At 32.9% G+C, this 26,759-nt stretch carries 27 protein-coding genes; 12 read left to right on the top strand and 15 right to left on the bottom strand.

From position 1 onward, the window contains the following. Position 1 precedes the first annotated feature (1 nt). The 12 genes from glnT to AC5SL8_RS04360 form a co-directional block, all read right to left on the bottom strand. The gene (gene glnT, locus AC5SL8_RS04415) at positions 2–1,327 is read right to left on the bottom strand and encodes a type III glutamate--ammonia ligase (protein WP_494579234.1); all 1,326 of its coding nucleotides are present in this window, start codon (positions 1,325–1,327) and stop codon (positions 2–4) included. 17 nt (positions 1,328–1,344) lie between these two features. Then, positions 1,345–1,497 (bottom strand): hypothetical protein, encoded by a 153-nt coding sequence (locus AC5SL8_RS04410; RefSeq protein ID WP_494573428.1) that lies wholly within the window; start codon positions 1,495–1,497, stop codon positions 1,345–1,347. 59 nt (positions 1,498–1,556) lie between these two features. Beyond that, a complete protein-coding gene (locus AC5SL8_RS04405) occupies positions 1,557–1,781 on the bottom strand; it encodes a hypothetical protein (RefSeq protein ID WP_415277903.1) in 225 nt (74 codons plus the stop codon). 11 nt (positions 1,782–1,792) lie between these two features. After that, positions 1,793–3,193 carry an ammonium transporter gene (locus AC5SL8_RS04400; RefSeq protein ID WP_494579232.1) on the bottom strand — a complete coding sequence of 467 codons (1,401 nt, stop codon included), beginning with the start codon at positions 3,191–3,193 and terminating at the stop codon, positions 1,793–1,795. A 126-nt stretch (positions 3,194–3,319) separates the two neighbouring features. Continuing rightward, positions 3,320–3,745, bottom strand: coding sequence for a hypothetical protein (locus tag AC5SL8_RS04395; RefSeq protein WP_494579230.1), 426 nt, complete (start codon positions 3,743–3,745; stop codon positions 3,320–3,322). A gap of 8 nt (positions 3,746–3,753) precedes the next feature. Next, entirely contained in the window at positions 3,754–5,163 is a 1,410-nt protein-coding gene (locus AC5SL8_RS04390) for an FMN-binding glutamate synthase family protein (RefSeq protein WP_494579229.1), read from the bottom strand. Continuing rightward, complete coding sequence (locus tag AC5SL8_RS04385; protein WP_494573433.1) at positions 5,163–6,017, bottom strand: GltB/FmdC/FwdC-like GXGXG domain-containing protein; 855 nt, start codon at positions 6,015–6,017, stop codon at positions 5,163–5,165. The genes AC5SL8_RS04390 and AC5SL8_RS04385 overlap by 1 nt, the downstream gene beginning before the upstream one ends. Beyond that, a complete protein-coding gene (locus AC5SL8_RS04380) occupies positions 6,005–6,949 on the bottom strand; it encodes a class II glutamine amidotransferase domain-containing protein (RefSeq protein WP_494573434.1) in 945 nt (314 codons plus the stop codon). Before AC5SL8_RS04380 ends, AC5SL8_RS04385 begins: the two co-directional genes overlap by 13 nt. 25 nt (positions 6,950–6,974) lie before the next feature. Beyond that, a complete protein-coding gene (locus AC5SL8_RS04375) occupies positions 6,975–8,444 on the bottom strand; it encodes a glutamine synthetase family protein (RefSeq protein WP_494573435.1) in 1,470 nt (489 codons plus the stop codon). Positions 8,445–8,519: 75 nt separating this feature from the next. After that, the gene (locus AC5SL8_RS04370; protein WP_494579227.1) at positions 8,520–9,848 is read right to left on the bottom strand and encodes an NAD(P)/FAD-dependent oxidoreductase; all 1,329 of its coding nucleotides are present in this window, start codon (positions 9,846–9,848) and stop codon (positions 8,520–8,522) included. 102 nt (positions 9,849–9,950) lie between these two features. Then, positions 9,951–10,301: a hypothetical protein gene (locus AC5SL8_RS04365; protein WP_494579225.1), complete on the bottom strand. Its 351-nt coding sequence runs from the start codon at positions 10,299–10,301 to the stop codon at positions 9,951–9,953. A 2-nt stretch (positions 10,302–10,303) separates the two neighbouring features. After that, positions 10,304–12,631, bottom strand: coding sequence for a trimethylamine N-oxide demethylase (locus AC5SL8_RS04360; RefSeq protein ID WP_494579223.1), 2,328 nt, complete (start codon positions 12,629–12,631; stop codon positions 10,304–10,306). Between the two features lie 110 nt (positions 12,632–12,741). Between AC5SL8_RS04360 and tmoX the strand changes: the two genes are divergently transcribed. From tmoX to tmoV, 6 genes are all read left to right on the top strand, one after another. After that, on the top strand, positions 12,742–13,686 hold the full coding sequence (gene tmoX / locus AC5SL8_RS04355) for a trimethylamine N-oxide ABC transporter substrate-binding protein TmoX (protein WP_494579222.1): 945 nt from the start codon (positions 12,742–12,744) through the stop codon (positions 13,684–13,686). A 62-nt stretch (positions 13,687–13,748) separates the two neighbouring features. Continuing rightward, positions 13,749–14,210: a hypothetical protein gene (locus tag AC5SL8_RS04350; RefSeq protein ID WP_494579220.1), complete on the top strand. Its 462-nt coding sequence runs from the start codon at positions 13,749–13,751 to the stop codon at positions 14,208–14,210. A 35-nt stretch (positions 14,211–14,245) separates the two neighbouring features. Continuing rightward, positions 14,246–14,623, top strand: coding sequence for an MORN repeat-containing protein (locus AC5SL8_RS04345; protein WP_494579219.1), 378 nt, complete (start codon positions 14,246–14,248; stop codon positions 14,621–14,623). Then, positions 14,623–15,174 (top strand): hypothetical protein, encoded by a 552-nt coding sequence (locus AC5SL8_RS04340; protein WP_494579217.1) that lies wholly within the window; start codon positions 14,623–14,625, stop codon positions 15,172–15,174. The genes AC5SL8_RS04345 and AC5SL8_RS04340 overlap by 1 nt, the downstream gene beginning before the upstream one ends. Positions 15,175–15,238: 64 nt before the next feature. After that, the gene (tmoW, locus tag AC5SL8_RS04335; protein ID WP_494579216.1) at positions 15,239–16,270 is read left to right on the top strand and encodes a trimethylamine N-oxide ABC transporter ATP-binding protein TmoW; all 1,032 of its coding nucleotides are present in this window, start codon (positions 15,239–15,241) and stop codon (positions 16,268–16,270) included. A 3-nt stretch (positions 16,271–16,273) separates the two neighbouring features. Beyond that, complete coding sequence (gene tmoV / locus AC5SL8_RS04330) at positions 16,274–18,427, top strand: trimethylamine N-oxide ABC transporter permease protein TmoV (RefSeq protein ID WP_494579215.1); 2,154 nt, start codon at positions 16,274–16,276, stop codon at positions 18,425–18,427. On the opposite strand, the gene AC5SL8_RS04325 is transcribed toward tmoV, so the two are convergent. Then, complete coding sequence (locus AC5SL8_RS04325) at positions 18,424–18,798, bottom strand: cupin domain-containing protein (RefSeq protein ID WP_494573445.1); 375 nt, start codon at positions 18,796–18,798, stop codon at positions 18,424–18,426. The two genes, tmoV and AC5SL8_RS04325, sit on opposite strands and share 4 nt — an antisense overlap. A 20-nt stretch (positions 18,799–18,818) precedes the next feature. Beyond that, positions 18,819–20,156, bottom strand: coding sequence for a trimethylamine monooxygenase (locus AC5SL8_RS04320; RefSeq protein ID WP_494579213.1), 1,338 nt, complete (start codon positions 20,154–20,156; stop codon positions 18,819–18,821). Positions 20,157–20,236: 80 nt separating this feature from the next. Here AC5SL8_RS04320 and AC5SL8_RS04315 point away from each other — a divergent pair, with 80 nt between their 5' ends. From AC5SL8_RS04315 to AC5SL8_RS04300, 4 genes are read left to right on the top strand one after another with little or no spacing between them, the layout of a single operon-like run. Continuing rightward, positions 20,237–21,265 (top strand): 2-dehydropantoate 2-reductase N-terminal domain-containing protein, encoded by a 1,029-nt coding sequence (locus AC5SL8_RS04315; protein WP_494579211.1) that lies wholly within the window; start codon positions 20,237–20,239, stop codon positions 21,263–21,265. Then, entirely contained in the window at positions 21,259–21,453 is a 195-nt protein-coding gene (locus AC5SL8_RS04310; RefSeq protein WP_494579210.1) for a hypothetical protein, read from the top strand. Before AC5SL8_RS04315 ends, AC5SL8_RS04310 begins: the two co-directional genes overlap by 7 nt. Before the next feature lie 14 nt (positions 21,454–21,467). Continuing rightward, positions 21,468–22,631, top strand: coding sequence for an iron-containing alcohol dehydrogenase (locus AC5SL8_RS04305; protein ID WP_494579209.1), 1,164 nt, complete (start codon positions 21,468–21,470; stop codon positions 22,629–22,631). Further along, a complete protein-coding gene (locus tag AC5SL8_RS04300) occupies positions 22,628–23,419 on the top strand; it encodes a type 1 glutamine amidotransferase (RefSeq protein ID WP_494579207.1) in 792 nt (263 codons plus the stop codon). The genes AC5SL8_RS04305 and AC5SL8_RS04300 overlap by 4 nt, the downstream gene beginning before the upstream one ends. Positions 23,420–23,422: 3 nt before the next feature. On the opposite strand, the gene AC5SL8_RS04295 is transcribed toward AC5SL8_RS04300, so the two are convergent. Then, the gene (locus tag AC5SL8_RS04295) at positions 23,423–25,108 is read right to left on the bottom strand and encodes a formate--tetrahydrofolate ligase (RefSeq protein ID WP_494579205.1); all 1,686 of its coding nucleotides are present in this window, start codon (positions 25,106–25,108) and stop codon (positions 23,423–23,425) included. Positions 25,109–25,234: 126 nt separating this feature from the next. Here AC5SL8_RS04295 and AC5SL8_RS04290 point away from each other — a divergent pair, with 126 nt between their 5' ends. Next, positions 25,235–26,491, top strand: coding sequence for a sarcosine oxidase subunit beta family protein (locus tag AC5SL8_RS04290; RefSeq protein WP_494579204.1), 1,257 nt, complete (start codon positions 25,235–25,237; stop codon positions 26,489–26,491). Beyond that, the gene (locus tag AC5SL8_RS04285; RefSeq protein ID WP_494573453.1) at positions 26,492–26,758 is read left to right on the top strand and encodes a sarcosine oxidase subunit delta; all 267 of its coding nucleotides are present in this window, start codon (positions 26,492–26,494) and stop codon (positions 26,756–26,758) included. Position 26,759 lies beyond the last annotated feature (1 nt).

Genomic DNA, 26,759 nt, shown 5'->3' with positions numbered 1-26,759 from the left:
TCTAACAATCTAGAGTATTATCTTTTTCCCACTTTGAAATAGGTTTTGTCTTATCAAAACTTTCTTTGGATTGGAATTCTTTAATTTCCAAACTTCTAAGTTTGATGTAGCTTATAATTGTTTCTTTACCAAAGGCCTCATTCATTTCTTTATTATTTTTTAATTGCTCTAATGATTGAACTAACTCATTAGGTAATTTTGGTAAATCTGGATATTTTGCGTGGTCTTCGTACATATTACAATTAAGTGGTTTTCCTGGATCGATTTTATTTTTTAAACCATATAATCCAGCAGCTAATACACTTGCTTGTAACAGATATGGATTAACAGATCCATCCATTAATCTTAATTCAAATCTACCTGGGTCAGGTATTCTAATCATATGAGTTCTATTGTTTCCTGTATAAGAAATACTGCTAGGTGACCATGTGGCACCTGATTTTGTTGGTGGAGCATTTATTCTTCTATAACTATTAATTGTTGGATTAAAAAAAGCTGATAGAGAAGATGCATTTTTGATTACTCCACCAAGAAAATTATAAGCCATTTTACTTAAGCCCAGATTGTCTGATTTATCTAAAAATTTATTTTTCTTACCTTGCCATACTGAAACGTGTGCGTGACAGCCATTTCCAGTTAAATTTTCAAATGGTTTAGGCATGAAAGTTGCTCTAAGACCATGTTTTTCAGATATTGTTTTAACCATATATTTAAAAAAAGTATGTCTATCTGCAGTTTTTAAACAATCGTCATAATCCCAATTCATTTCAAATTGGCCATTAGCGTCCTCGTGATCATTTTGATATGGGCCCCATCCCATTTCAATCATACAATCACAAATTTCTTTGATTAAATCATACCTTCTCATTAATGCCGATTGATCATAACAAGGTTTTGATTGAGTATCTCTTGGATCTGCAATTGAGTTCCCATCTTGTGAAATTAAAAAATATTCACATTCAACGCCTGATTTCATTGTTAAATTTTGTTTTTTAAGTTTTTGAATTTGTTTTTTAAGCATTACTCTTGGTGAGGCTTCAACTGGCTTGCCATTCATCCATAAGTCAGAAGCTAACCATCCCACTTCTTTATTCCATGGCAATTGGATTAAGCTATCTGGATCTGGTATTCCAAACATATCTGAGTCTGCAGGAGACATATCAAGCCATGCGGCAAATCCCGCAAAGCCAGCACCAGCACTTTGCATTTCTTTTATAGCATGAGTAGGAACTAATTTTGATCTAAGTACACCAAATAAATCAACAAAACTTATTAGAAAATATTTAATTTTTTTTTCTTTTGCAATTTTGAATAAATTTTTAGGCATAAATTAAGTTAACATTATTATCTAAATAGTGAAAAGATAGTTTCCTTATAATAAATTAAATTTACAACAATTATTATTACTATAGCTAATATTACTCCATATTTTGCTTTAGGAAAAACAACGCCTCTCATTTTAGTAGGTCTCAATTCTTCGTTGTTATTGTCAGCCATATTTAAAGATTATAAAAATAGGGCGCCACTTTCAAGTAGCGCCCAAATTTTAAGTTTAATTACCAATCGGTAATATTGCTTTTATGATCATTGGCACCATGTCTTTTTCTAGCTAACCTTGAGAGTTTTTCACTCTCAGATCTAGCAGTCAAAACATGCCAGCCAATCCAAAAAACTACACCAAGAATAACCAGTAAAGTTTCAGTGGATCCAGCTCCCGGATAAACTGCTCCGACAACCTCTTTTGCACTTAAATGATCTATCCAGTTTGTAACTGTAGCCATATTTTTCTCCTTTACCTAGTTGAAGAGGCGACTGCTTTTTCAGCTTCTCTATCGTCCTCCATTATTTCATAGTCTAGTCCAGCTATTTCAACTTCACGGGGTATTCTTAATTTACCCATTCCATGAAGTACTTTAGCTATTACATAACCTGGTAGCATTCCAAGAACACCAAACATAATTATTGCTCCTAAGAATTGCCCCAATGGATTGATTGATGCATAAGTTGATCCGTCCCACATAGCTCCTACACTATATCCAGATGAAGGATAGCCATTTAAAACAAACCCACAAATTACAAGACCAACAAACCCTGCGTAACCATGCACTGCTACTGCACCAACTGCATCATCGATTTTGAACTTACGTTCAACCCAGTAATGCATTTTGTATGCAATAACTACACCGATCGCACCAATAAGCATTGCTTGTATCGGGTGATACAAATCATTACCTGCAGATGCACAGATGATCCCAGCTAGTCCACTTGAGTAAGTCCAGAATGGATCACCTTTAGCGACCACGTATCCAGCCAATAATCCGCCTGAAAGTGACATCAAGAAGTTAAAGGTAATTCCACTCAGTGTGGTAGGGGTTACATATATGTTTGTAGCCGTCCAATAGGTGACACCTTCCATTCCATATTCAGGTCCAAGATCAAATATCGGTATATTACATGCCGCATAAAATCCCCAGAAACCAGTATAGATTAAAAATAATCCAACAGTTACTAGCCATGGGTTTCTTGGCCCTATATTTCTTGGTTCACCACTTGATGAGAATTTTCCAATTCTAGGTCCTAAAACGATTAGAACACCTAAAGCAAATCCACCCGCAATTGCGTGAATTACTCCTGATGCGTAAGCGTCATGATACCCTAAAATTTTAAGCATCCATCCATCAAAGTGCCATCCCCAAGCAGCATCAATCACCCAGAAGCACGAACCAATTGCAATTGCTAAAATTCCAAATGCAAAAGTTGTAATTCTTTCAATGATTGCTCCAGAGACGATTGAAGCAGCTGTCCATGAAAATAGTAAGAATGCAGCCCAGAATACTCCACTTATGTGATCACCTAAATTGATCGCCATAAATTCTGAGTTAGCTAAATACCATTTAGCACTAAAAGTACTTTCGTCAGTAATTAACGCTGTACTCTCATTCATTATTGAAGGTGCAATTCCTGGTCCTGTTGGAAATGCCCAGTAAATCCACCAACCAAAGAAAAACCAAGTTACTGTAACCAATGGTATCAGCATTGTGTTTTTCATTAAAGTATGTTGGTGATGTTTGTATCGAGAAGCTCCAACTTCATACATACAGAAACCGACGTGAATTAAAAACATCAGTACTACTGTTACCCAATAGTAAAACTCTGTAAATATAGTTGTAAGAGCACCTAACTGATCAGTCATATTCTCTCTCCCATATTAGTTTTTAAAAAGCTTATGAGATTTCTAAGGGTGTGACAAATGAAACAATCTATAAAAACCTAATGTTCACAACAAGTTTGTAAAAAAAAACAACTATAGATTGAGATATTAAAATTTTAGGTAAGCTTTTTTCAAATCAACAAGTGGGTGTTTTGGAGACATTTGAAATTTAACTAAAAGCTCTCTTGCTATCATATCTCTATCTTGTTGGTTATTTGGTAATTTAATAGATTTTGGAATTGTAACCCAACCATTCGCATTTCTACAAAATACTGCTGGTCTTCCTTCTTCATAACCCATATGAACGTCTTCTAACCAGTTAAGATCATCCCATCCCATTGCTTCCACATATTTTTTAAGAAATGGAGTAACTCTTTTATAATCTGGAAGTAAATTTACATCATATCTGTAACCAATATGTTGACCAATTAACTTTTCTCTAGCTGTTTCTTTAAAAGTACCAAGTTTTAGTTTTTTTTCTTTTTTAACTCCACTTTTAACTTTTGCTTTAGTTTTTGTTTTTTTCTTAGCCATATTTACCTCTATATTTTGTGATAGTTATCAACACCAACAGTGTAGTTAGTTCCAGCTAAAGGAACTTTTGCTAAAGCAGATGCTTCTGTAGTTAATGCAGCTAAATCTTCAGGCTCTAAAGAGTGGATATTAGTTTTACCACACGCTCTTGCCAAAAGTTGAGCTTCTAACGTCATAGAATGAAGATAGTTATAAACTCTTAAAGCAGCATCATCTGGATTTAATCTAGCTCTTAGTTTAGGATCCTGCGTTGCAACACCAACTGGGCAACGACCAGTATGACAGTGATAACAATCACCAGCTTTTACACCCATTTCTTTTTCAAAATTAGCTTCAGGGATATCTTTATTACAGTTCAAAGCGATCATAGATCCAGTTCCAATTGCAATTGCATCAGCACCTAATGCCAAAGCTTTTGCCATATCAGCACCATCTCTTATACCACCAGCGTAAATTAAAGTAACTTTTCCAGTTTTTCCGACATCATCAATTGCTCTTCTAGCTTCTCTAATTGCAGCAATTCCTGGAATACCAGTATTTGCAGCAGCAATGTGAGGACCAGCTCCTGTAGAACCTTCCATTCCATCCAAATAGATAGAGTCAGGATCACATTTTGCAGCCATACGCACATCATCATAAACTTTTGATGCACCAAGCTTTAATTGAATTGGTACTTTATTTTTTGTAAGTTGTCTTAATTCCTCAACCTTTAAAGCTAAATCATCTGGACCTAGCCAGTCAGGATGTCGAGCAGGTGATCTTTGGTCAATACCAGATGGTAATGATCTCATCTCAGCTACTTGATCAGTTACTTTTTGACCCATTAAGTGTCCACCCATTCCAACTTTTTGACCTTGACCAATGAAAACCTCTATTCCATCTGCAAGTTGAGCATGGTGTGGATTAAATCCATATCTTGATTGGATACATTGGTAATACCATTTTTCAGAATACCTTCTTTCATCAGGTATCATTCCACCTTCTCCAGAACAAGTCGCACTACCAGCCATAGTAGCTCCTCTTGCTAAAGCAGTTTTAGCTTCATAAGAAAGTGCTCCAAAACTCATACCGGTAATGTAAACAGGTATATCAAGTTCAATTGGGTTTTCACATCTTGGACCAATTACAGTTTTTGTTTCACATTTTTCTCTGTAACCTTCAATTACAAATCTTGTAAGTGTTCCAGGTAAGAAAACTAAATCATCAAATGTTGGAATTTTCTTCATCAATGCCATTCCACGCATTCTGTATCTTCCTAACTGAGCTTTTATGTGAATATCGTCAATTACCTCAGGAGTAAAAATAGCATTATGACCTAATAAACTTTTATTTCTTTTACCTTCTTCGTAGGCATGAACATCAGCTTTTCCACCAACACTTCCATTACTTTTTTTCTTTTTAGTTTTTTTCTTAGGCATTAAATTGCTCCTTTCTTCTCAGTAGGTTCTAAATTATCGTAGTTCCATAATTTTTTACCAGCTACAATTTTTTTCATTTTACTTACATCAAAATTTTCACCGATTTCTGCAACTTTTAATTTTCTTCTTAACCAGTCTTGATCACTCTTAGTAAGTTCAGCGTCAACTGCATCACTTCCATAAGATCCAATACTGCCACCAATAAAAATTGTACCATCATACATAGAGTCACCTAAATTTATTCCAACATCTCCAAGAATAATTATTCTCCCTCTTTGCATCATGAAACCTGTAAATGCACCAGCATCACCACCAATAATGATAGTTCCACCTTTCATATCAATACCAGTTCTAGCACCAACACTACCTTTACAAATTAAATCTCCACCTCTAATAGCAGCGCCGAAACAAGATCCTGCATTTTTTTCAATAACTACTTTACCAGCCATTAAATTTTCAGCACAAGACCAACCAACTCTACCGTTAATTCTAACAGTTGGACCATCGCATGAACCCATACCAAAATAACCTAAGCTTCCTTCAAAAATTAAGTTTAATTTATTTAGAATCCCAACACCCAAACTGTGTTTTCCTTGAGGATTTTTTATAACAATTGTTCCATAGCCTTGGCTCATTAAATTATCTATTTCTTTATTTGCGTCTGGAGCAGTCATATCTTTAACATCAAGCTCTGTTCTTTTATTAAAATCAACATCATATGTGCCAAAGTAATAAAAGTTTTCTGCTTCATCAGGATTAAAAAACTTTTGTTGAGTTCTTCCTGTTAAAACTTCTGTGTGCATACCCATTGACTGGGCTTTTGATTTTTTCTCGGTTGTTTTTAGATTTGCCATACTTTTACCTCTCCATCAAATGGATCATATGTATCAATTTCTTGTGGAAGAACTGATCTGATCGCTATTTCTTCTGAACCCATTGCAACTAAATCATCTGACTCATAAAGAACCAAAGGTTTTGCTGCCATAGTGTCTTTTGCCATTCCTAACGAGTCTTTTGTTGCAACAAAATAAGTGAATACTCCATCAAGACCTGTTAAAGAGTCCCTCATACCTTCTTCAAGACTTGCTCCTTCTCTCATCTTTTGAGCAATATAAACGGCAATTAATTCTGAGTCACATTCAGACATAAATCTCATACCCTTATTTTCTAATAGTCTTCTATTATTCCAGTAATTAGTTAATTGTCCGTTATGAACCACGGATACATCACTAAAGGGATAACCCCAGAAAGGATGTGCTGATTTAATATCAACACCAGACTCTGTTGCCATTCTTGCGTGACCAATTGCATGAGTTCCAACCACTTTATCTAAATTATATCTATCACAAACCATTTTAGCATTACCTAAATCTTTAATCACTTCTAATGATTTCCCCATAGAAAGTATTTCCACACCTGGAATACTTTCAATTTTTTGTGAAAATGAAAGTAAATCTTTTGCGCTATAATCAAGCTCATATCTTAAAGAGTAAGGTAAAATCCTTTCTTCCTTAAGAATTTTTGCACCCATCTCAGAAAGATATTGATCAACAATTTTTTTTCTTTCATCATAAACTGAAGTTTCTTCCATTATTGATGAGCTTCCTTCCCCAACATTTTCTCCAACTTTAAAGCGCATGATAAAATTTTTACCATCTGTATCACCGTATAAAGCGTAACCAGTTGAGTCTTCCCCTCTATGTTTTAGAGCCTGAAGCATTCCCTGCAGCTCACTTCCTACATTTGATGATTTACCTCTATGTATTAATCCTGCTATTCCACACATATATTTTCCTTTTTATAATTAAAGACTACGGTAGGCAGTCCAGATAAGTATCTAAATCCCACTGAGTTGTTGCACCTAAAAATCTTTCCCACTCATCGTTTTTGTACCAATGAAACACTTTATACATTTCATCTGGCATAGCTGATTTGATAACTTCGTCTTCAGCTAAACGGTCAAGAGCCTCACCAAGACTTAAAGGTAATTTTTTGACTTCTTTACCAGCTGCTTGAGCTTCGTACATACTTCTAGATTCTGGTTTTCCAGGATCAATATTATTTGATATTCCGTCATCAAAAGATTTTAATAATCCTGAACCCATTAAATAAGGATTATGCATCGAGTCTACCGATCTATATTCAAATCTTCCAGGGGCAGAAACTCTTAATCCACATGTTCTATTTTGATATCCCCAGTCAGCATAAACAGGAGCCCAAAAACCTGTGTCCCATAATCTTCTATATGAATTTACAGTTGAAGAACCAATTGCAGTTAAAGCACCAAGGTGTTTCATTACACCACCAATTGCTTTTAGACCAACCTTACCAGGTAACTGAACATCTTTTGTATCTGGCATGAATGTATTTGTTCCACCCTCAACATAAGTAAATACATGATCCATTCCTGGTAAAGATTTATGACTTAATTTATTCACAACATCTTTTCCACCTGTCCATAAAGACATATTTGTATGGCAACCACTTGCAGACACACCCATAAAAGGTTTTGTCATAAAGCAAGCAATTAAATTAAATTCTCTAGCAACTTGGGCACAAATTTGTCTGTAAGTTGATAGTCTATCAGCATTTCTTAAAACATCATCGTACATCCAGTTTAATTCTAGTTGTCCGGGTGCATCTTCATGGTCACCTTGAATCATATCAAAGCCCATTGCTCTAGCATATTCGAAAACTTTCATAAATACAGGCCTTAAAGATTCAAATTGATCTATGTGATAGCAATAAGGTTTAGAAAATCCTTTACCTGTTGGAGAGCCATCTTCATTTTTAGTTAACCACATCATTTCTGGTTCTGTTCCAACTCTTAATTGGTAACCATGTTTTTTTTTAAATTCTTCAGCATGAATTCTTAAATTTCCACGACAATCAGAGGTTAAATGAGCACCTGGGTTTTCTCTTTCTTCACGATTTCTAAAGCAAGTAACAAAAACTCTTGCCACTTTTTTATCCCATGGAAGTTGACAAAAAGTTTCCGGATCAGGTATCCCTACAAGCTCTTTTGCTTCGGGTCCATAACCTATGTATCTACCATGACGATCTGTAAATAAGTTTGCAGTTGCTCCATAAACTAATTGAAAACCTTTTTCACATGTTCTTTCCCAGTGGTCTGTTGGAATTCCTTTTCCAACAACTCTACCAGTTACTGATATGAATTGAAAAAATATATATTCAATACCAAGCTCATCAATTTTTGCTCTAACTTGTTTTACTAGTTTAGCTCTGCCTGGTTGGTTAACGTGTTTATCTAGATCAGTCATTTTAATTTCACCCCTCAATGAATTATAATTTATTCAAAGGTAGCTGAAATTTTTATTAGTGTCTAGACTTGAAGTTTAACTCCAAGGGAACGGACTGTTCGATGTAGGGTGAAGTTCACCTTTCTCGTAACGGTTGAATCTAAACGGTTTTAATAAATCACTCTCAGTACCAAGAATTTCTTTTGCTACAAGTTCTCCTACACCAATCATTTTATAACCGTGATTAGCATCAGCAATCATATATACGTTCTCTAAAAATCTATCAAAGATTGGAAACGAGTCTGGTGTCATACATCCAAGACCACCAGACGGCCCTTTTCTATAAAGATCAGATTTTCCTTCAAATCTTTTTTGACAATGCGCTAAAGCCGAACACCACATATCATTGAATTCTTCTGTAGTTTGATATTCAGGAGATTCAACTCCATAAGGATCTACATTCACTTTATCAAAATGTTTATCAACTATGTAAGGAGACGTTCCACCTTGAACACCAAGTCCTTCAATGTCAGGTTTATAATAAATTCCCCAAATTTTATCAGTGATTAATTTTTTTGTTTTATCTGAATATAATGGAGCAGTAGAGTCAACATGGATCACAGGAGGTTGTTTTCCATTGTTCATTTTTAAAAAGTCGGGCTCAACCCCAATCACACCTTCTTGAAGCATCCAATATGTCCACATATCAGTTTCATGCATTTTGCCATCTTTACCCTTGATATTTGCTGTTTTTGGAAGTTCTAACATATTCCAAAAATCTCTAGCCCAAGGACCAGCACCAACTACTACTTGCTCGCACTCAATAGTTCCTTTGTCAGTTTCAACTCCAGTAACTGCTTTACTATTGCTACCTCTTTTAAAACCTGTAACTTTAATACCTTTCATTACCTGAACACCATTTGAAGTAGATTTATTTTCAAGAGCTTTGATAGAATCTTTATTAAATGCATAACCACCTTTTTTTTCATGAAGAACTGAAGTGATGCCTTGAGCTTGCCAGTCATCAAACATTCCCTTCATATAATTCATACAATCTTTTTCACCTTCAATAAATTCTGAATCGTATCCAATTGCTTTTTGTTGTTCGTAAATTGTTGCTACATCTGCATGCATTACTTCTGGAGAAATTTGTAAATATCCTACCGCATTATATTTAAATGCTTTTGGATCACTTTCCCAAACAGAAACTGAGTGTGCCATTAATTCTCTCATGGCTGGTTGAAAATAATTATTTCTAATAACTCCACACGCAATCCCACTTGCCCCAGCTGCAATATCTTTTTTTTCTAGGACTACAATGTCGCCAGGATTTTTATATGTTTCTGAAAGTTTCCAAGCAGTACTCAATCCATGAATACCACCACCAATGATAACTACTTTTGCTTTTGTAGGTAATGTTGACATATCAAAACATTATTTTTTGGTAATAGTAATTAATATAATTTTTTATAGAACTAAAAATTATATATAAAAGATATATACTTTGTAATTTTGATAAATTAATAGCTAATAGCTTATGTTTTTAAGCGTATTTAAATATTCGTTAAACTCATTAATAAATGACTCACTCGGCACTATATTTTTTATTCTCTGATCAGTTGAAGTTTTTTCAAGGCGAAAGAATCCTTTTTCGCAAGCTTCAGTAATGATTAATGCAGATTTTGGTCTAGAAGTTTTAAAAAGTTTTGTTTTTAATTCTTCAACAGACAATTTTGTTTGTTCTTTATAAGCTGACATAACTAATAACATCATATGATAATGAGAAGGAGACTTTCTAAAAAAATAGTTACTTGATGTATGAGATTGTTTCATTTGGTCTTCCCAAAAACTTAAAAGAGTTTTTTTATCTTTGGGCATTTTCAAGCTCTTACTCTAGATTTTGTTGGATCATAGAAAGGAAAAGCAACAACCTTTGCACTAATTCTTTTTTGGTGCCCGTCTAATTTACCAATCTCAACTTCAGTTCCAATTTCAGAATATTTTACATCAATTCTACAAAGCGCAATATTTTTACCAAGTTTTGGTGACAACATTCCACTCGTTATAACTCCAATTTGTGCTCTACCAACATGAACACAATCACCATGAACAGCTGGTTCATGACCAATAAGCTCTAAACCTACTAATTTTTTTTGAGGATTAGCTTTTCTTTTTATTAATTCTTCTTTACCAATAAATTCATCTTCTTTAGTTTTAAGTGGAACGGTAAAACCAATTCCAGCTTCAAAAGGATCTGTTTGATCATCAAATTCATATCCATAAAATATAAGTCCGGCTTCAATACGAACCATATCTAAAGCTTCTAAACCTAAAGGTGTGATATTAAATTCTTTTCCAGCTTCCCAAACTTTATCCCAAACTTCACCAGCATCTTTTGGATGACACCATATTTCATAACCAAGCTCCCCAGTGTAACCTGTTCTAGAAATTACAATAGGTGTTCCTGTTTCATGTTCAATTCTTGCAATGTTAAATCTAAACCATTCAAGTTCCGTTATTGAAGGTTGAATAGGTGCTGTCCAAACAAATTTTTCTAAAATTTTTCTACTATTAGGTCCTTGAACAGCAATATTGTGTATATGGTCTGTAGCAGATTTTATCCAAACTTTATAATTTTTCTTTTTAGCTTGTTCTTTTAACCACTCACCACTGTATTCATCTCCACCAATCCATCTAAAATTATCTTGTCCAAATTTAAACAATGTACCATCATCTAACATACATCCATTTTCATAACACATCGCAGTGTAGACAACTTGACCTACTGATAGTTTTTTAACATTTCTTGTTAAAGTGTATTGCATTAAATTTTCTGCATCAGGACCAAGTATTTCAAATTTTCTAAGTGGAGAAAGATCTGTTGCTATCGCACTTTCTCTACACGCGTTATATTCTTTTATTGTTCCTGAATTAGTAAAATTATTTGCTAACCAAAAACCTTTGTATTCAACAAAATTTCTGGTTAGATCAGATGTTTTTTTATGAAAACCTGTTTCTTGAGTTAGTTTTGGTTCTGAGTCTGTTTTCATTCTAAATGCAATTGCTTTTGAATACTTATTATTCTTTCCGTAAGTTCTAACAAATATATCAGTAGGGTTCCACCCATTAGCAGCATCAACATCACAAGGACAAGCAGATGAAACGCACGTTAAATCTTTTAACGCTCTAAATAGAACATAATCACCAGGTCTTGACCATGGCTCATCAAATGTTGCAACATTGTTAGCATCAATTGCTGTATTAAAAAAAAGGTTTATAGCAGACCAACTTTTTCGAGCACTTATATCGTATTTTTTTAAACCTTTATTAAAATTATCAGTGCAATTGATGTGCCCCATGTAACCTAGGTCTTCATAGTATTTAGAAGTACAAGCTAAATTAAAAGTATCATGTCTTCCAACCGTGTCTCTTACTACTTCAACCATTGCTTCATGATCTCCATCATAAAATTTTGAAAACAATCCCGGGCCAGGATACGCGCTACCCATAAACGTTCTTGTGGCTTTATCGTCGATTATACTTTCAATACCATCATTTAATTTATGAGTATCGAAAGCTAAAAAATCAGAACATTGTCTTCCACCTGTATCTATGATTTGAATATATTCACCTGCTTTAACCTCATAAGTTTCTGCCGTTCTTCTTTTAATAAGTTGCTCAATTATAGGATCACTTAAAGGCTCTGGTAAAATAAATTGTTCATCAGTTTCTGAAAATTTTGCTCTATTAACAAAAATTGTTAAATCAGTCGGTGGATTTTGTTCATGAACATTTAGTGGGTCACCAGGTGCTGCTATTAACACAAAGCATTTATCTTTTGATGAGAGTGTTATTTTTTCTCCCATTAAACAATCTTCATCGAATACAATTGATGATTTAGCTTTTTTAAGATCTAGATTTCTTTTCTTAAAAATTTTTGAAATTTTTTCATCTTTTGCAATTACTCTTTTAGAGAAATCTGCATTTGAATTTTCTTTTAGATTTAAAATTGACAAATCAGGTTTGCCACTAGAATTAAAAACAATTATTTCACAAATTTGTTTTCCTTCTTCATTAATTATTTCAATTTTATCTTCGGGAAAAACCTCTATTACTGATAAGCCCCCACCTTTGACGAAGTATCTTTCAACTCCTGGTGGTAAAATCCTTAAACCTGGATTATTAATATCTCTGCTAGTTCCTAACATCTACTTAGCTTTTTATATATATTATATGAAGCATAATATAATCAAAATGAGTTGACTAGAAGTTTAATTAAGAACATAATTTGATTATTAATATAATCGAGGGGAATAAAATGAAAAAAATAACATCATTAATATCTGCTCTGATAATTACTGTAGTAAGTTTTACAGGAATATCTAACGCAGCAGATAGTAAAAAACCTATCGTAATCCCAACTCATAACTGGTCAAGTCAAATTGTAATGGCTTATGTTATTGGTGGAATTTTCGAAAGTATGGGTAACAATGTTAGCTATGTAAATGCTGACTCTCAAGCAGTATACGAGTCAATTAGAATTGGTGACGTATCTATTTCTCATGAAGTATGGGAATCTGCTTTTGGTAAGTCATTTACTACAGCATTAGATAAAGGTGGTTTACTTGATTGGGGTGACCATGAAGCAAGAACTCTAGAGGATATGGGTTATCCTAACTGGGTTGCTGAAAAAGGATTATGCCCAGGTCTTCCAGATTGGACGGCTTTAAAAAATCCTGCTTGTGCGAAGAATTTCGTAACACCTGACTCAGGTGGAAAAGGAAGAATGCTTGAAGGTCCACAAACTTGGCATGGAGATTTGATACCTCAAAGGGTTGACGCTTTAGGCTTAGGTGATCTTTGGATGGTTAAATTTGCTGGAAGTGCAGATGCACTTTGGGCAGAGTTATCAGCCGCTGAAAAAGAAGGAAGAGGAACAATTATCTTCAACTGGACACCAAATTTTACAGATGGTGCTGGTTTTACATTTATCGATTTTCCTCCATACACAGCTGGTTGTAGACCAGAAGACGGTGGAGATGGTAAATGTGGTTCGCCAGATGGTTATTTAAAAAAAGCAGTAAATGCTGATTTTCCAAAAACTCATCCAGCAGCAGCTGCGGCATTCAAAAAAATGTCATTCTCTACAAGTCAAATTGGTGCAATGGCAGCTTTAGTTGACATTGACAAAATGACTCATGAAGATGCTGCAAAAGCATGGTTAAAAAAGAACAAAAAAGTTTGGAAAGCTTTTACTAAATAAGGGTAAAGCTTTTAAATTTGAATCTCTCCCAACAATGTTGGGGGAGATTTTTTTTTAATAAAATGATCAAATATTTAGTAGTAATAATTTTTAGTTTATTTTTTGGCAATCTTTTATTTGCTAAAGATATAAATATTCAAGAAAATATAAATTTAAAATTTACATGTGATTTAGAAAAGAAAATAATAAAAAATTTAGAATACAATTATCAAACATTTTTAGCTGAAGATTTAGATGAAAAGGGTTTAGATAAATTTGAAATTGTAGCATCAAAACCTGAAAAACTTTTTGTAAATGGATTATCTTTATTCCTTTCAAAATCTGAAGAATTAAATGTTAAAATTGTAAATAAAAATATAATTTTGTTTAAATCCATAGATCAAGAAAAAAAATATTCAGAGTCAGCTATTATAGATAGAAACTCTGGTGAATTAATTCATGAAATTACACGAAATATTAAAAGCAAAAACTCTGAAAAGGAAATTTCTTTTTATTCATGTAGCAAAAAAGAGAAAAAAGTTTGATTTTTTTTTTAATGAATTTTGTGTAAAATATTGAAATGAAAAAATACCTTATTAGTATAATTTTAGGATTGTTGATTATATCTTCTGCTTTAGCTAGAAGCACGGGCTGTAAAGAAGGAAATTGTGAAAATGGTTATGGAAAATGGATTTACACTGACAAAACAACATATGAAGGTGAGTGGGTTGGAACCAAAAAACATGGTCAAGGAACTGAAACCTGGCCAAATGGATATATTTATAAAGGAGAATTTAAAAATAGTGAGTGGAGTGGCATAGGCACTCTAAGTTTTCCTGATGGCTCAACATATGAAGGTGAATGGAAAAAAGGTTTTATGAACGGCCAAGGTATTTTTACCTGGTCTGATGGAAAACAAAAATCAGGAACATGGATTAATGGAAAGTTACAAGAGTAATGTTAAAAGAAAATTATTTACATAAAATAAAAGAGTTACCAGATACTATTAAAGAATTTGCTGGTTTGGCACTCGTAATGATAATTATAATTTTATTTTTTGCTATCTTGAATAACATTTTTGGTGAAGGAGACGAGCTTGTTGCAAAAATGAAAATTGAGGAAGAAAGAGTTGCTGAAACAAGAAAACTAGACAAATTAATTTCAAGTCTTCCTTCAGGAATTTTAGTATATTTTGATGGAACTGATCATTTTAGACTAACAGATGAAGTTTATGAGAAAGTTTGTAATGCTACAAAGCTTATTCCACAGCGCGCAATAATGGGAGCAAATTTTTTAAATTTTAGAGCACATGAACTGTACACAATGAATGGTAATCAAATAAGTGATACATTTGTAAAATGGGACAAGGAAAAGAATAAATGTTTTGCAGGATTTGTAGTGAGTGGAGAGAACGTTGGTGTTGACGAAACAATTACTGTTAGTGGTGAAGCTTTAAGTTTTTTAAGCACAGGAATTGATACAAGAGTTTATTATATAAAAAATTTTTAAGGAGGAAAAAAATAATTATATCGTTTTTAATTTATCTTAATTTCGTATAACCTAATTACAAGTTATGTCTGATCCAATAATCAAATGTGAAGGCGTTTATAAAATTTTTGGGGAAAATGCCAAAAAAATGCTTCATGAATCTAATGGCAATGTAGATGCAAAAACTTTTCAAGATAATGGATGTATTGTAGGCGTTAATAATGCTTCTTTTGAAGTTTCAAAAGGAGAAATGTTAGTTGTAATGGGTTTATCTGGTTCAGGTAAATCAACTTTATTAAGATGTATTTCTAGATTAACAGATGCAACAAGTGGAAAAATTTTTATTGAAGGGCAAGATTTACTTCAACTAAACAATAAAGAGCTAATTGATCTAAGACGAAATAAAATGGGAATGGTTTTTCAAAGTTTTGCTCTACTACCTCATAAAACAGTTGTAGAGAACATTGCTTTTCCACTTCAAATTAAAGGAATTAAAACTGAAGATAGTATTAGTAAAGCAATGGAAATGGTAAAATTAGTTGGTCTTGATGGAAGAGAAAACTATTTTCCAAGAGAACTTTCAGGAGGTCAACAACAAAGAGTTGGTATCGCCAGATCATTAGCTGTTGAACCAGACATATGGTTTTTAGATGAACCTTTTTCGGCGCTGGATCCATTAATAAGAAAAGAAATGCAAGATGAGTTTTTAAGACTTCAAGGAAAATTACAAAAAACAATAATGTTTATTACTCATGATTTTGATGAAGCTTTAAAACTAGCGGATCGAATTGCGATTATGAAGGATGGTATTATTGAACAATTAGACACACCAGCTAATATTGTTTTAAATCCTGCAACAGAATATGTAAGAAAATTTACTGAAGAAGTCCCTAGAGAAAAAGTTTTGCTAATTGAAGATGTAATGGACGTAATTACAAAAGAAAATTTAAGTGATTTAAAAGTTTCAAAAGATGAAATTATTGAAAATGTAGCAGAAAAAATTTTAACTCAAGAAAAAACAGTATCTGTAGTAGATGAAAATAATCAAATTGTAGGTTCTATTAATCCATCAAAAATAATTAATACAGTTTTTGGAGGACGTAAAAATAACAATTAAAATATGGAATTTATTAAAAAATATCCCAAATTATTTCAGTGGTTATTTTTATTAATTATATTTTTTGCACTATGTTTTGCTATTGATGTTCCCGAAACATACAATTTTATAAGAGGACAAGCAGAATTTATTAAAGATCCTAACCAAAGTTCATACGTCTTATTTGGTAAAGAGGTAAGATATTATGCCTTTGATGTTTTTTGGAGATTACCCCCGCTTCTAGGGTGGCTTCCTATTTGGATAAATGACTCTTTATTTTTCTTAATGAATGAGTGGATGCCAATGGAGTTTTGGAATGAGGATACTCAAGAGTTTAAAACTCGACCCTTAGTGCTGCAAATCACTAGGAATTTAACTTCTTTTATGACTTTTCTTATTGAGCTAATAAGAGAGTTTTTGTTAGGTGGGCTTAATACTATTGTTGCATTTTCTAGTTGGGACTGGATTGATGCTAATCCTTGGGCAGAATTACCAGGACTTCCATGGACAATCGTGGCAGCAGGGGCAACAATTTTAGCTTATAAACTTAGTGGTAAGGGTCTTGCGTTATTTGCTGCTTTAGTCATGATTTATATTTCCATTTTTGGTCAATGGAAACCTTCGATGCAAACACTCTCTTTTATATTAGTTGCGGCACCTTTATCATTTATTTTTGGTTTGGGTCTAGGGATTGCAGCATTTAAAAGTAAACGAGTTGAGAAAGCTTTATATCCAATACTTTTGGTAATGCAGACTATGCCTCAATACGCAGTTTTAGTTCCAGCAATTGTTCTTTTTGGAGTAGGTGATCATGCAGCTGTAATTATAACTATGGTTGTTGCAGTACCGCCAATGATACTATTAACTTTATTGGGTCTTAGAGGTATATCCCCAGAGGTTATTGAAGCAGGTAAAATGAGTGGATGTAGTAATTGGCAACTGATGTCTAAAGTATTAATTCCAACAGCCAGAAGAGATATATTAATTGGAGTTAACCAAGTTATCATGGTTTGCTTTTCTATGGCTGTAATTTCAGCTTTTATAGGAGCAAAAGGTTTAGGATTTAATTTATTACTAGCTTTAAATCAGTTAAACATAGGATTAGCGTTAGAAGCTGGATTATGTATAAGCCTGATTGCAATCTTATTAGACAAAATGTCTTTAGCTTGGGCTAATAAACAAATTGATTATTTTGGAAACTTAACTTTTTTTCAACGTCATAAAAATACATTCTTTTTCATTGTAGCTATAATATTAGGGATTGTATTTGCATACATTGGATCTTTTTACTTTAAAGAAGGTTTTAATTATTTTTTTGAAATTCCACATAACAAAGGAATATCGACAGCTGATTTTTGGAACAAAGGTGTTGATTGGATTTTTGATACATTCTTTGTATATATAAAAGCATTTAATACTTGGTTAATTGTAGATGTGCTTCAGCCAATGCGTGCTTTATATTTAAGAATGCCTGCTGTAGCCACATTAGTTTTGGTTGTTGGTGCAGGATATATAATAGGTGGCATTCGTTCTGCTTTAATTGTTTGTGGATTAACATTATTTATAGCATTAAGTCCATGGTGGGATAGAGCTTTAGTTACAACTTACATGGCAACCTTTGGAGTTGTCATATCTTGTATAATTGGATTTACAGTCGGCACTTTGTGTTTTCAAAATAAAAATTCAGCGAGTTTTATGTTGGGAGTTTGTGATATTTTTCAAACATTTCCATCATTTGTATATTTAATACCTGTAATGATGCTTTTTGGAATAACAGATACGTCGGTATTAATTGCGGTAATAGTTTACGCAACTATTCCTGCAACAAGATATACCATTGAGGGATTAAGAAGTGTTCCTGCAGCCTTACATGATGCAGCAACAATGTCGGGTGTAACAAAATTTCAAAGATTATTCAAAATAGAATTTCCTTTAGCATTTCCTCATATGATGCTTGGTTTAAATCAAACAATAGTATTTGCTCTATTCATGGTGATTATCGGTGCATTTATTGGAACAGAAGATTTAGGTCAATATATTCTTAAGGCTTTGTCGGACAAAAATGGAGCGGGTATAGGATTAACACTAGGACTCTGCGTTGCCTTTATTGGCTTGATATTTGATAACTTAATTAGAACTTGGGTTGATCAGCGAAAGAAACACCTTGGGTTAAGTTAGCTTAGATATTTAACCTCTGAAAAACGATCTGTTGGAAAAATCCAATAAAATTCTAAAGTTTCTTTTCCATTATTTTTTAAAGCATGTTTTTCATTTCCGCCAATATATACAACGTCACCTTTTTTGATTTTTTCTAAATCACCTGATTTATTTAATATACCTTCGCCATTTGTAATCACATATATTTCATCAGGAGAATGATAGTGAAGAGTTAAATCACCTCCCGGTGCTATTTCAGCATAACCAAGTGATAGTCCAGAACTCCCATCAAAATCTTTATCAATTAAAAATTTCCATCTCACTCCTGGGTATTTATCCGTGGTTGTCCAATCTTGATCAGAAACAGATTTAAGGTTTTTTACAAATATCATATAAATTAAACATCAAATACTTATTTTTTTTGATCTAAAAAAACTTTCAAAGAGTCGTCCATTGCAGTTTCCCATGGTGTATGATGAACTGGTCCAACAGAACCCGTTACTGGTGAAGAGAAAGATTTGTTTCTATAAGTCATAATATTTTCAACTTTATGATGTTCCCATTCTTTAAAATGTTTTCTGATTAATTCAAAATCAATTTTAGGATAATCAGATAAAGAGTGGAGTTCTTTGGTATATTCAGTTTGAAAATCAATCATTTGATCTGGATTTTCTAATTTTTCTTCCATCGATACCCATTTATTTATGTCTGTTTCAATTTCTGAGTCATTTGGAATTTTTATTTTTCCCATTATTACATCTCGCGCATACCAAGCCTGACAATCAAACATATTGAAAGTATGAAACTGATCTTGCATACCTAAATACATTAGTTTGTGATTATTTTGCCAAACAACACCTTTATATAATTTTGGTGGATACAATCTATTGCTAGTTTTAAGTTTAAGATCTTCAGATAAAAAAGGGAAATGGTGAAGATAGCCAGTGCAAAGAATAACAGCATCTGTTTCTTGTTCATGACCGTCCTTAAAAATTGCTTTATTGCCCTCAAGTCTATCTAAGTGAAAAACTTCCTTCATTCCTTTAGGCCACTTAAATCCCATTGGATTATGTCTGTAGCCTATGGTTACACTTTTTGCTCCATATTTATGACACTGAAGAGCAACATCTTCAGCAGAATAACTACTTCCCAAGACAACAACATTTTTTCCTCTGAATTCTTCTGCATCTCTAAAGTCATGAGAATGCATTATTCTTCCAGGAAATGATTTCATTCCTGGATATTCTGGAATGAATGGGACTGAAAAATGACCCGTTGATACAATCACATAATCAAATATATCTTTTAAAATTTTATTATTTATCTTGTCTCGATAAGAAACTTCAAAACTTTTACCATTATAAAAAACATTGGTAACAGACGTATTAAATTTGACTTTATCTTTTAAATTTCCTTTTTTAACTCTACCTAAAATATAATCGTACAATACTTCTCTAGGTGGAAAAGATGGAATTGGTTTTCCAAAGTGTTCATCAAATGAATAATCTGCAAACTCTAGACATTCTTTAGGACCGTTTGACCAAAGATATCGATACATACTATTAGGTACAGGGTCACCGTATTGATCAGAACCTGTTCTCCAACTGTAATTCCATAATCCTCCCCAATCTTCTTGTTTATCAAAACAAACTATTTCAGGTATCTTTTCACCTTTTTTTTCAGCTTGTTCAAAAGATCTCAAAGCAGATAAACCACAAGGCCCAGCACCAATAATTGCTACTTTTGTCATAAAATCGCTTCTTCCTAATTAATTTATAACTGTACTTTATCAACAAAATGCTAAAAATTAATATAAAAAAATACAGTATTATGAAAAAAATTATTATTATTGGTGCTGGAGCAATGGGGTCAGCATTTGCTGTTCCATGTCTTGAAAACAAGAATAAAGTAACACTTGTTGGTACACATTTAGAAGATGATTTAATAAATAAAATTCAATTAAATAATAATTTCCATCCAGCTTTAAATATTAAATTACCATCAGAATTGAAGGTTGAAAAATTTGAAAAATTACAATCAATACTTGAAAATAAGGTAGATATAATTGTTGCTGGAGTTAGTTCTATAGGAATTGAATGGTTTGTTAATCAAATATCGAAAAATTATAAAAAAAATATTCCCATTATTTTATTAACAAAAGGTTTGGCTATAGAGGATAATGAATTAATAACACTGTCGGATAAAATTAAAAAACTTCTAAAAAATCAAGGTCAAACTGAAGTAAACGTTTCAGCGATTAAAGGCCCCTGTTTGGCAGCCGGTCTTGCAAATAAAATGAGAACAGGTACAGTTATTGCCAATCCAAACATTAAAGAAACTGAAAAACTAAAAAAATTTATATCAACCGATTATTACTCAACAGAAACTTCAGATGATTTAACAGGTGTAGAATTAGCTGGTGCAATTAAGAATATATATTCAATGTTGATTGGGGCTTCTGAGGGATTGAGTAACTCTAAAGCTTCAAAAGAAATTCAATCTAAATATTATTTGAACACATCTGCTTCATTAATTCATAGATCAATTTCTGAGATGGTAGAATTTGTTTCTTACTATGGAGGCAAAACAGATACAGTTTATGGCTTAGCTGGCTTGGGTGATTTATATGTCAGTGCAATAGGTGGAAGAAATAGTTTAATGGGTAAATATTTAGGAGAAGGCTATCTTTATAAAGATGCTAAAGAAAAGTTTATGAAAAATATTACAGTTGAAGGCGCACAACTTGCTTTAGAGATTGGACCAAAAATTTTAGAAGAACTTGATCAAAAGGACTTCCCACTTATGTTTAGTATGTTAAAAACTATTTGTGAAAATAAAAAATTAGAAATTAAATGGTAAAAAATATATTAATATTTTTTTTTATAGTGCTTGGAATGGTAGTTATTTTAAATTTTAGCGATCATAATCTCAAAAGAGCTGTAGATGCCTGTTTAGCAGGAAGCCAAAAATTATCTAAATCTAAAATTGTTGATCTTGAAGAAGCTAAAAAGTTTTGTGAAGAGGAAATTAAAAAAAATAAAAATTAGAAAGAGATTAACTCATGAATTCAAATTGGAATTATCCAACAACCATGTGGGTTGGAAAAAACAGAGTTAAAGATTTAAGTATTGCTTGTAAAACTTTAAATATTAATAAACCATTGTTAGTAACAGATAGTGGTCTAGCTAAATCAAAAATTGTAAATAATGTTTTAAATAACCTAAAAGAAAATGGGATTTTGGTTGAGTTATATTCAAATGTTGTTGGTAACCCAACTGGCACCAATGTAACTGAAGGCGCTGATTATTATAATAAAAATAATTGTGATGGAGTAATAGCTTTTGGTGGAGGTAGTGGCTTAGATGTTGGTAAAGCTATCGCATTTATGTCGGGTCAAACACAGTCTATTTGGGATTTTGAGGATGTTGGTGATAACTGGACCAAAGCAAACCCTGATAAAATTGCACCAATTATTGCTGTACCCACAACTGCAGGCACTGGTTCTGAAACAGGACGAGCATCAGTAATATTAAATGAAGAAACGGGTATAAAAAATATTATTTTCCATCCTAAATTTTTACCTTCAATAGTTATTTTGGACCCAGTTTTAACAGTTGGATTACCTGCAAAGATTACAGCTGCAACTGGTATGGATGCACTAGCTCATAACCTGGAAGCATATTGTGCTCCAGGATACCACCCTATGGCTGATGGAATTGCTTTAGAGGGAATGAGATTAATTAATGAATGGTTACTTGAAGCAGTTAACAATGGATCAAATATTGAAGCAAGGCAAAACATGCTAACAGCTGCTAGTATGGGGTCAACAGCATTTCAAAAAGGACTAGGAGCAATTCATTCATTAAGTCACCCAGTAAATGCATTAAATAATATTCATCATGGTTTATCGAATGCAATATTCATGCCCTATGTTTTAACATTTAATAAAGATGTTATCGAAGAGAAGATAATTAAGATTTCTGATTATTTAAAACTTAAAGATAGATCATTTGACGGTTTTGTTAACTGGGTTTTAGATTTAAGAAAAAAACTAGATATGCCTCATAAATTATCAGAAGTGATTGATGAAAAAGATTTTGATATTGATAGATTATCAAAAATGGCTTTAGCAGACCCATCTACTGGAGGAAATCCAAAAAAATTAACTGAGAATGATATGAGGATAATGTACCAGCACAGTATGACAGGTGAATTATTTAAATGAGTAATTTGAGCATTTTAATTGTTGAAGGAAATATTAAAGAAGATAGTGAATTTTTTATTAAAGCAGCTGGTGCTTCTGCAGCAGATAACTTAAAAAACTTAATTTTAAAAATAGAACCATCTACAATTACTGAAATTATAAATCCTGGTCATGATGATGAGACAACGAATGCTCTAAAAGACATGAGTAAATATAATGGTATTGTCTTTACAGGTGGTGCAATGCGAATAAATGATATGACAGATGTGATTAAGAAACATATTAATTTTGCATCAAATTGTTTTACTCAAAAAAAAAAGATTTTAGCTATTTGTTGGGGGTTACAAGTCTGCACAACAGCGGCTGGGGGCAAAGTAAACCCTGGAAAAAAAGGTGCTCACATTGGAATTGCGTCGGATGTAATTATTAATAATGAAGGTGAGAAGCATTTTATTTACAAAGATAAAAAAAAGATTTTTACATCACCAGCATTTAATTTTGATGAAGTAAGTGAATTACCAAAAAATGCTATTCTTCTATCAAGTGATAAAGTTAACAATGTAATGGGTGTTAGTTTTAATGCAGGAAACTCTGAAATTATTGGCCTACAGTATCATCCTGATTATGAGTACTTGCAGATGCTTAAACTTATTGAAGGTCGTAAAGAACGACTATTTGTAAATAAAAATTTTTTAAATGAAGAAGAGTATGAAAACCATATCTCTTACATAAAATCTCAAAACGAACTATTAGATTTTAATAATAGGACATGTGAAGTTAGAAACTGGCTTAATTATTTACGTAAATAGTTTCTAAAATAGACCTTCAATTTCACCGTCTTTATTTAGCTTAATCGAGTCTGCTGCTGGAACTCTTGGTAGCCCAGGCATCGTCATCACTGCTCCACATATAACCACTATAAACTCTGCTCCAGAAGAAAGTTTAATCTCCCTGATTGGCAAAGAGTGTCCTGTTGGCGCGCCTTTTAAGCTCGGATCTGTTGAAAAACTGTATTGAGTTTTTGCAATACAAATTGGGAATTCTCCATACCCAGCATCTTCAAAGCTTTTTAATTGATCTCTAATTTTAGTATCAGCAATAACCTCATCTGCTCTATAAATTTCTTTTGCAATAGTTTCTATTTTTTTAAATAGAGGAGTTTTGCTTTCATATAAGAATTTGAATTTATCTTCATTTTTCTCACATAATTCAGCAACATGACTTGCAAGCTCTTTTGTACCATCACCACCATTTGCCCAATGAGTACAGAGACTTGCTTTCACTCCAATAGTGTCACAAAATTCTATTAAGGCTTTTACTTCGTTATCTGTATCTTTAATAAAATGGTTAACTGCTACTGCAACTGGTAAACCAAATTTCTTTACATTTTCCACATGTCTTTTAAGGTTAACTAAACCTTTTTTTAAAGCTTCTACATTTTCTGTTTTAAGATCATCTTTTGCTACACCACCATGCATTTTTAATGCTCTAATAGTTGCAACAATTACTACACAACTAGGTTTTAGATCTGATTTTCTACATTTAATATCAAGGAATTTTTCTGCACCAAGGTCTGCACCAAATCCAGCCTCTGTAACAACATAGTCAGCAAGTTTTAATCCAGTCTTTGTAGCAATTACAGAATTACAACCATGAGCAATGTTTGCAAAAGGGCCACCATGAATAATTGCAGGATTATTTTCTAAAGTTTGAGTCACATTAGGTCTAATTGCATCTTTTAATAATACTGTCATTGGACCTTGTGCTTTTAAATCTTTAGCATATATAGGTTTTCTATCTCTAGTATAGGCAATTGTAATATTTCCTATTCTCTTTTCTAAATCTTCTAAATCATTTGATAAGCAAAAGATTGCCATGATTTCAGATGCAACAGTTATATCAAAACCATCTTCTCTTGGAAAACCATTTGCAACTCCACCTAAGTTTATATTTATAGATCTTAAAGAACGATCGTTCATATCTATTACTCTTTTCCAAACAATTCTTCTAACATCGATGTCTAATTTATTTCCCCAATAGATATGATTATCAATTAAGGCTGACAGCAAATTATGAGCTGATGTTATTGCATGAAAATCTCCAGTAAAATGTAAATTAATTTGTTCCATTGGAACTACTTGAGCATAACCACCACCTGCTGCTCCACCTTTCATTCCAAAAGAAGGACCAAGGCTTGGTTCTCTTAAACAAACAATAGATTTTTTTCCAATTTTATTTAATCCATCATTTAAACCAACTGAAGTTGTTGTTTTTCCCTCACCAGCTGGAGTAGGAGTGATTGCTGTCACTAATACAAGTTTTCCATTTGGTTTATTTTTTAAAGTATCTAAATATTCTAAATTAATTTTTGCAATGTGCCTTCCCATTGGACTAAAAGCAGCACTTTCATCAGGTACATTTATCTTGGCTAAAATATCATTTATAGGTTGCATTTTAGCTTCTCTAGCTATTTGAATGTCTGACTTAACTTCGCTCATTTAAAACTCCTATAAAATTAATTTTTAATGCTCAATTGATATCCTATTATAATTTTTTGGAAACTTCTAAAAAATATATATAAAAAAAATAAGAACTATTTATATTCGTTTGTATAAAATTATTTAATGCAAAAATATTCTATATTTAATTTGATCAAAAATGCTTTTTCTGGTCATCAAAATTGGGATTTAGCCTGGAAAGATCCTACTCCTAAAAAAGAGTATGATGTTGTCATAATTGGTGGAGGCGGACATGGTCTAGCAACCGCTTATTATTTAGCAAAAGAGCACAATATTACCAATGTCGCCATTATTGAAAAAGGATGGATAGGAGGTGGAAATGTTGGAAGAAATACTACAATTATTAGATCAAACTACATGCATGATGATAACGCTTTATTTAGTGAGTTTGGAATGGATTTGTGGAGAAAGATGAGTCAGGATTTAAATTACAATGTAATGTTTTCCCCAAGAGGAATTATTAACCTTGCTCACTCAGATGCCCAGATGAATGTTTTTGCAAGAAGAGGAAACTCAATGCGATTAAATGGTATCGACGCAGTTTTATTAAATAGAGAAGAAGTGAGAGAAATTATTCCAATGGCTGACTTTTCAGACAATGTAAGGTTTCCTATATTCGGTGGATTGATGCAACCAAGTGCAGGTACTGCTCGTCATGATGCAGTAGCTTGGGGATATGCACGACAAGCAGATTCTATGGGTGTAGATATAATTCAAAATTGTGAAGTAACAGGTTTTGATGTTGTGAGTGGAAAAATCCAGGGAGTTAGAACCTCACGTGGAGATATTAAAGTTAAAAAAATTGGACTTTGTGTTGCAGGTAGTACAAATATTTTAGCAGAGAAATTGAATATGACATTGCCAATTGAAACACATCTTTTACAAGCTTGCGTTTCAGAACCAGTTAAGCCTGTTTTAGATAGAGTTGTAACTTTTGGTGCGGGGCATTTTTACATAAGTCAGTCAGATAAAGGTGAGATGGTAATGGGAGGAGATTTGGATGGCTATAATAGTTATGCGCAAAGAGGAAATCTTCCAACCCTTCAACATGTTTTAACTGAAGGAATTGCAATGATGCCGTTTCTTAGCAAACTAAAAATGCTTAGAACTTGGGGTGGGATAATGGATATGTCTATGGATGGTTCACCCATAATAGATAAAACTCATATTGAAGGATTGTATTTAAATTGTGGATGGTGTTATGGTGGGTTTAAAGCAACACCGGCATCAGGATGGACATTCGCACATACAATTGCACAAGATAGAGTTCACAAATTAAATGCTGGGTATAGTTTGAATAGATTTAATACAGGTCACTTACTAGATGAAAAAGGACTTGGAACTAAAACATGGATTTCATAAATGCTCCATATTAAATGTCCTCACTGTGGGATGAGATCTCAAAATGAATTTTCATATGGTGGAGATGCAACCGTTAAAAGACCAGAGCTTAATAAGGAAGTTTCAGACCAAGATTGGAATAATTTTGTTTATAATAGAAAAAGCTTAAGAGGAAAACACAAAGAGTTATGGCAACACATATCAGGTTGTAGACAGTGGATTAAAGTAGAAAGAGACACTGCAACTCATGAAATATTCAAAACAGTTAAAGCAAATGAAGAACTTTAAT

The organism is Candidatus Pelagibacter sp. PS_41, from assembly GCF_059417725.1.
The sequence above is the reverse complement of the archived record's forward strand: the minus strand, read 5'-3'. Positions and strand labels throughout refer to the sequence as shown.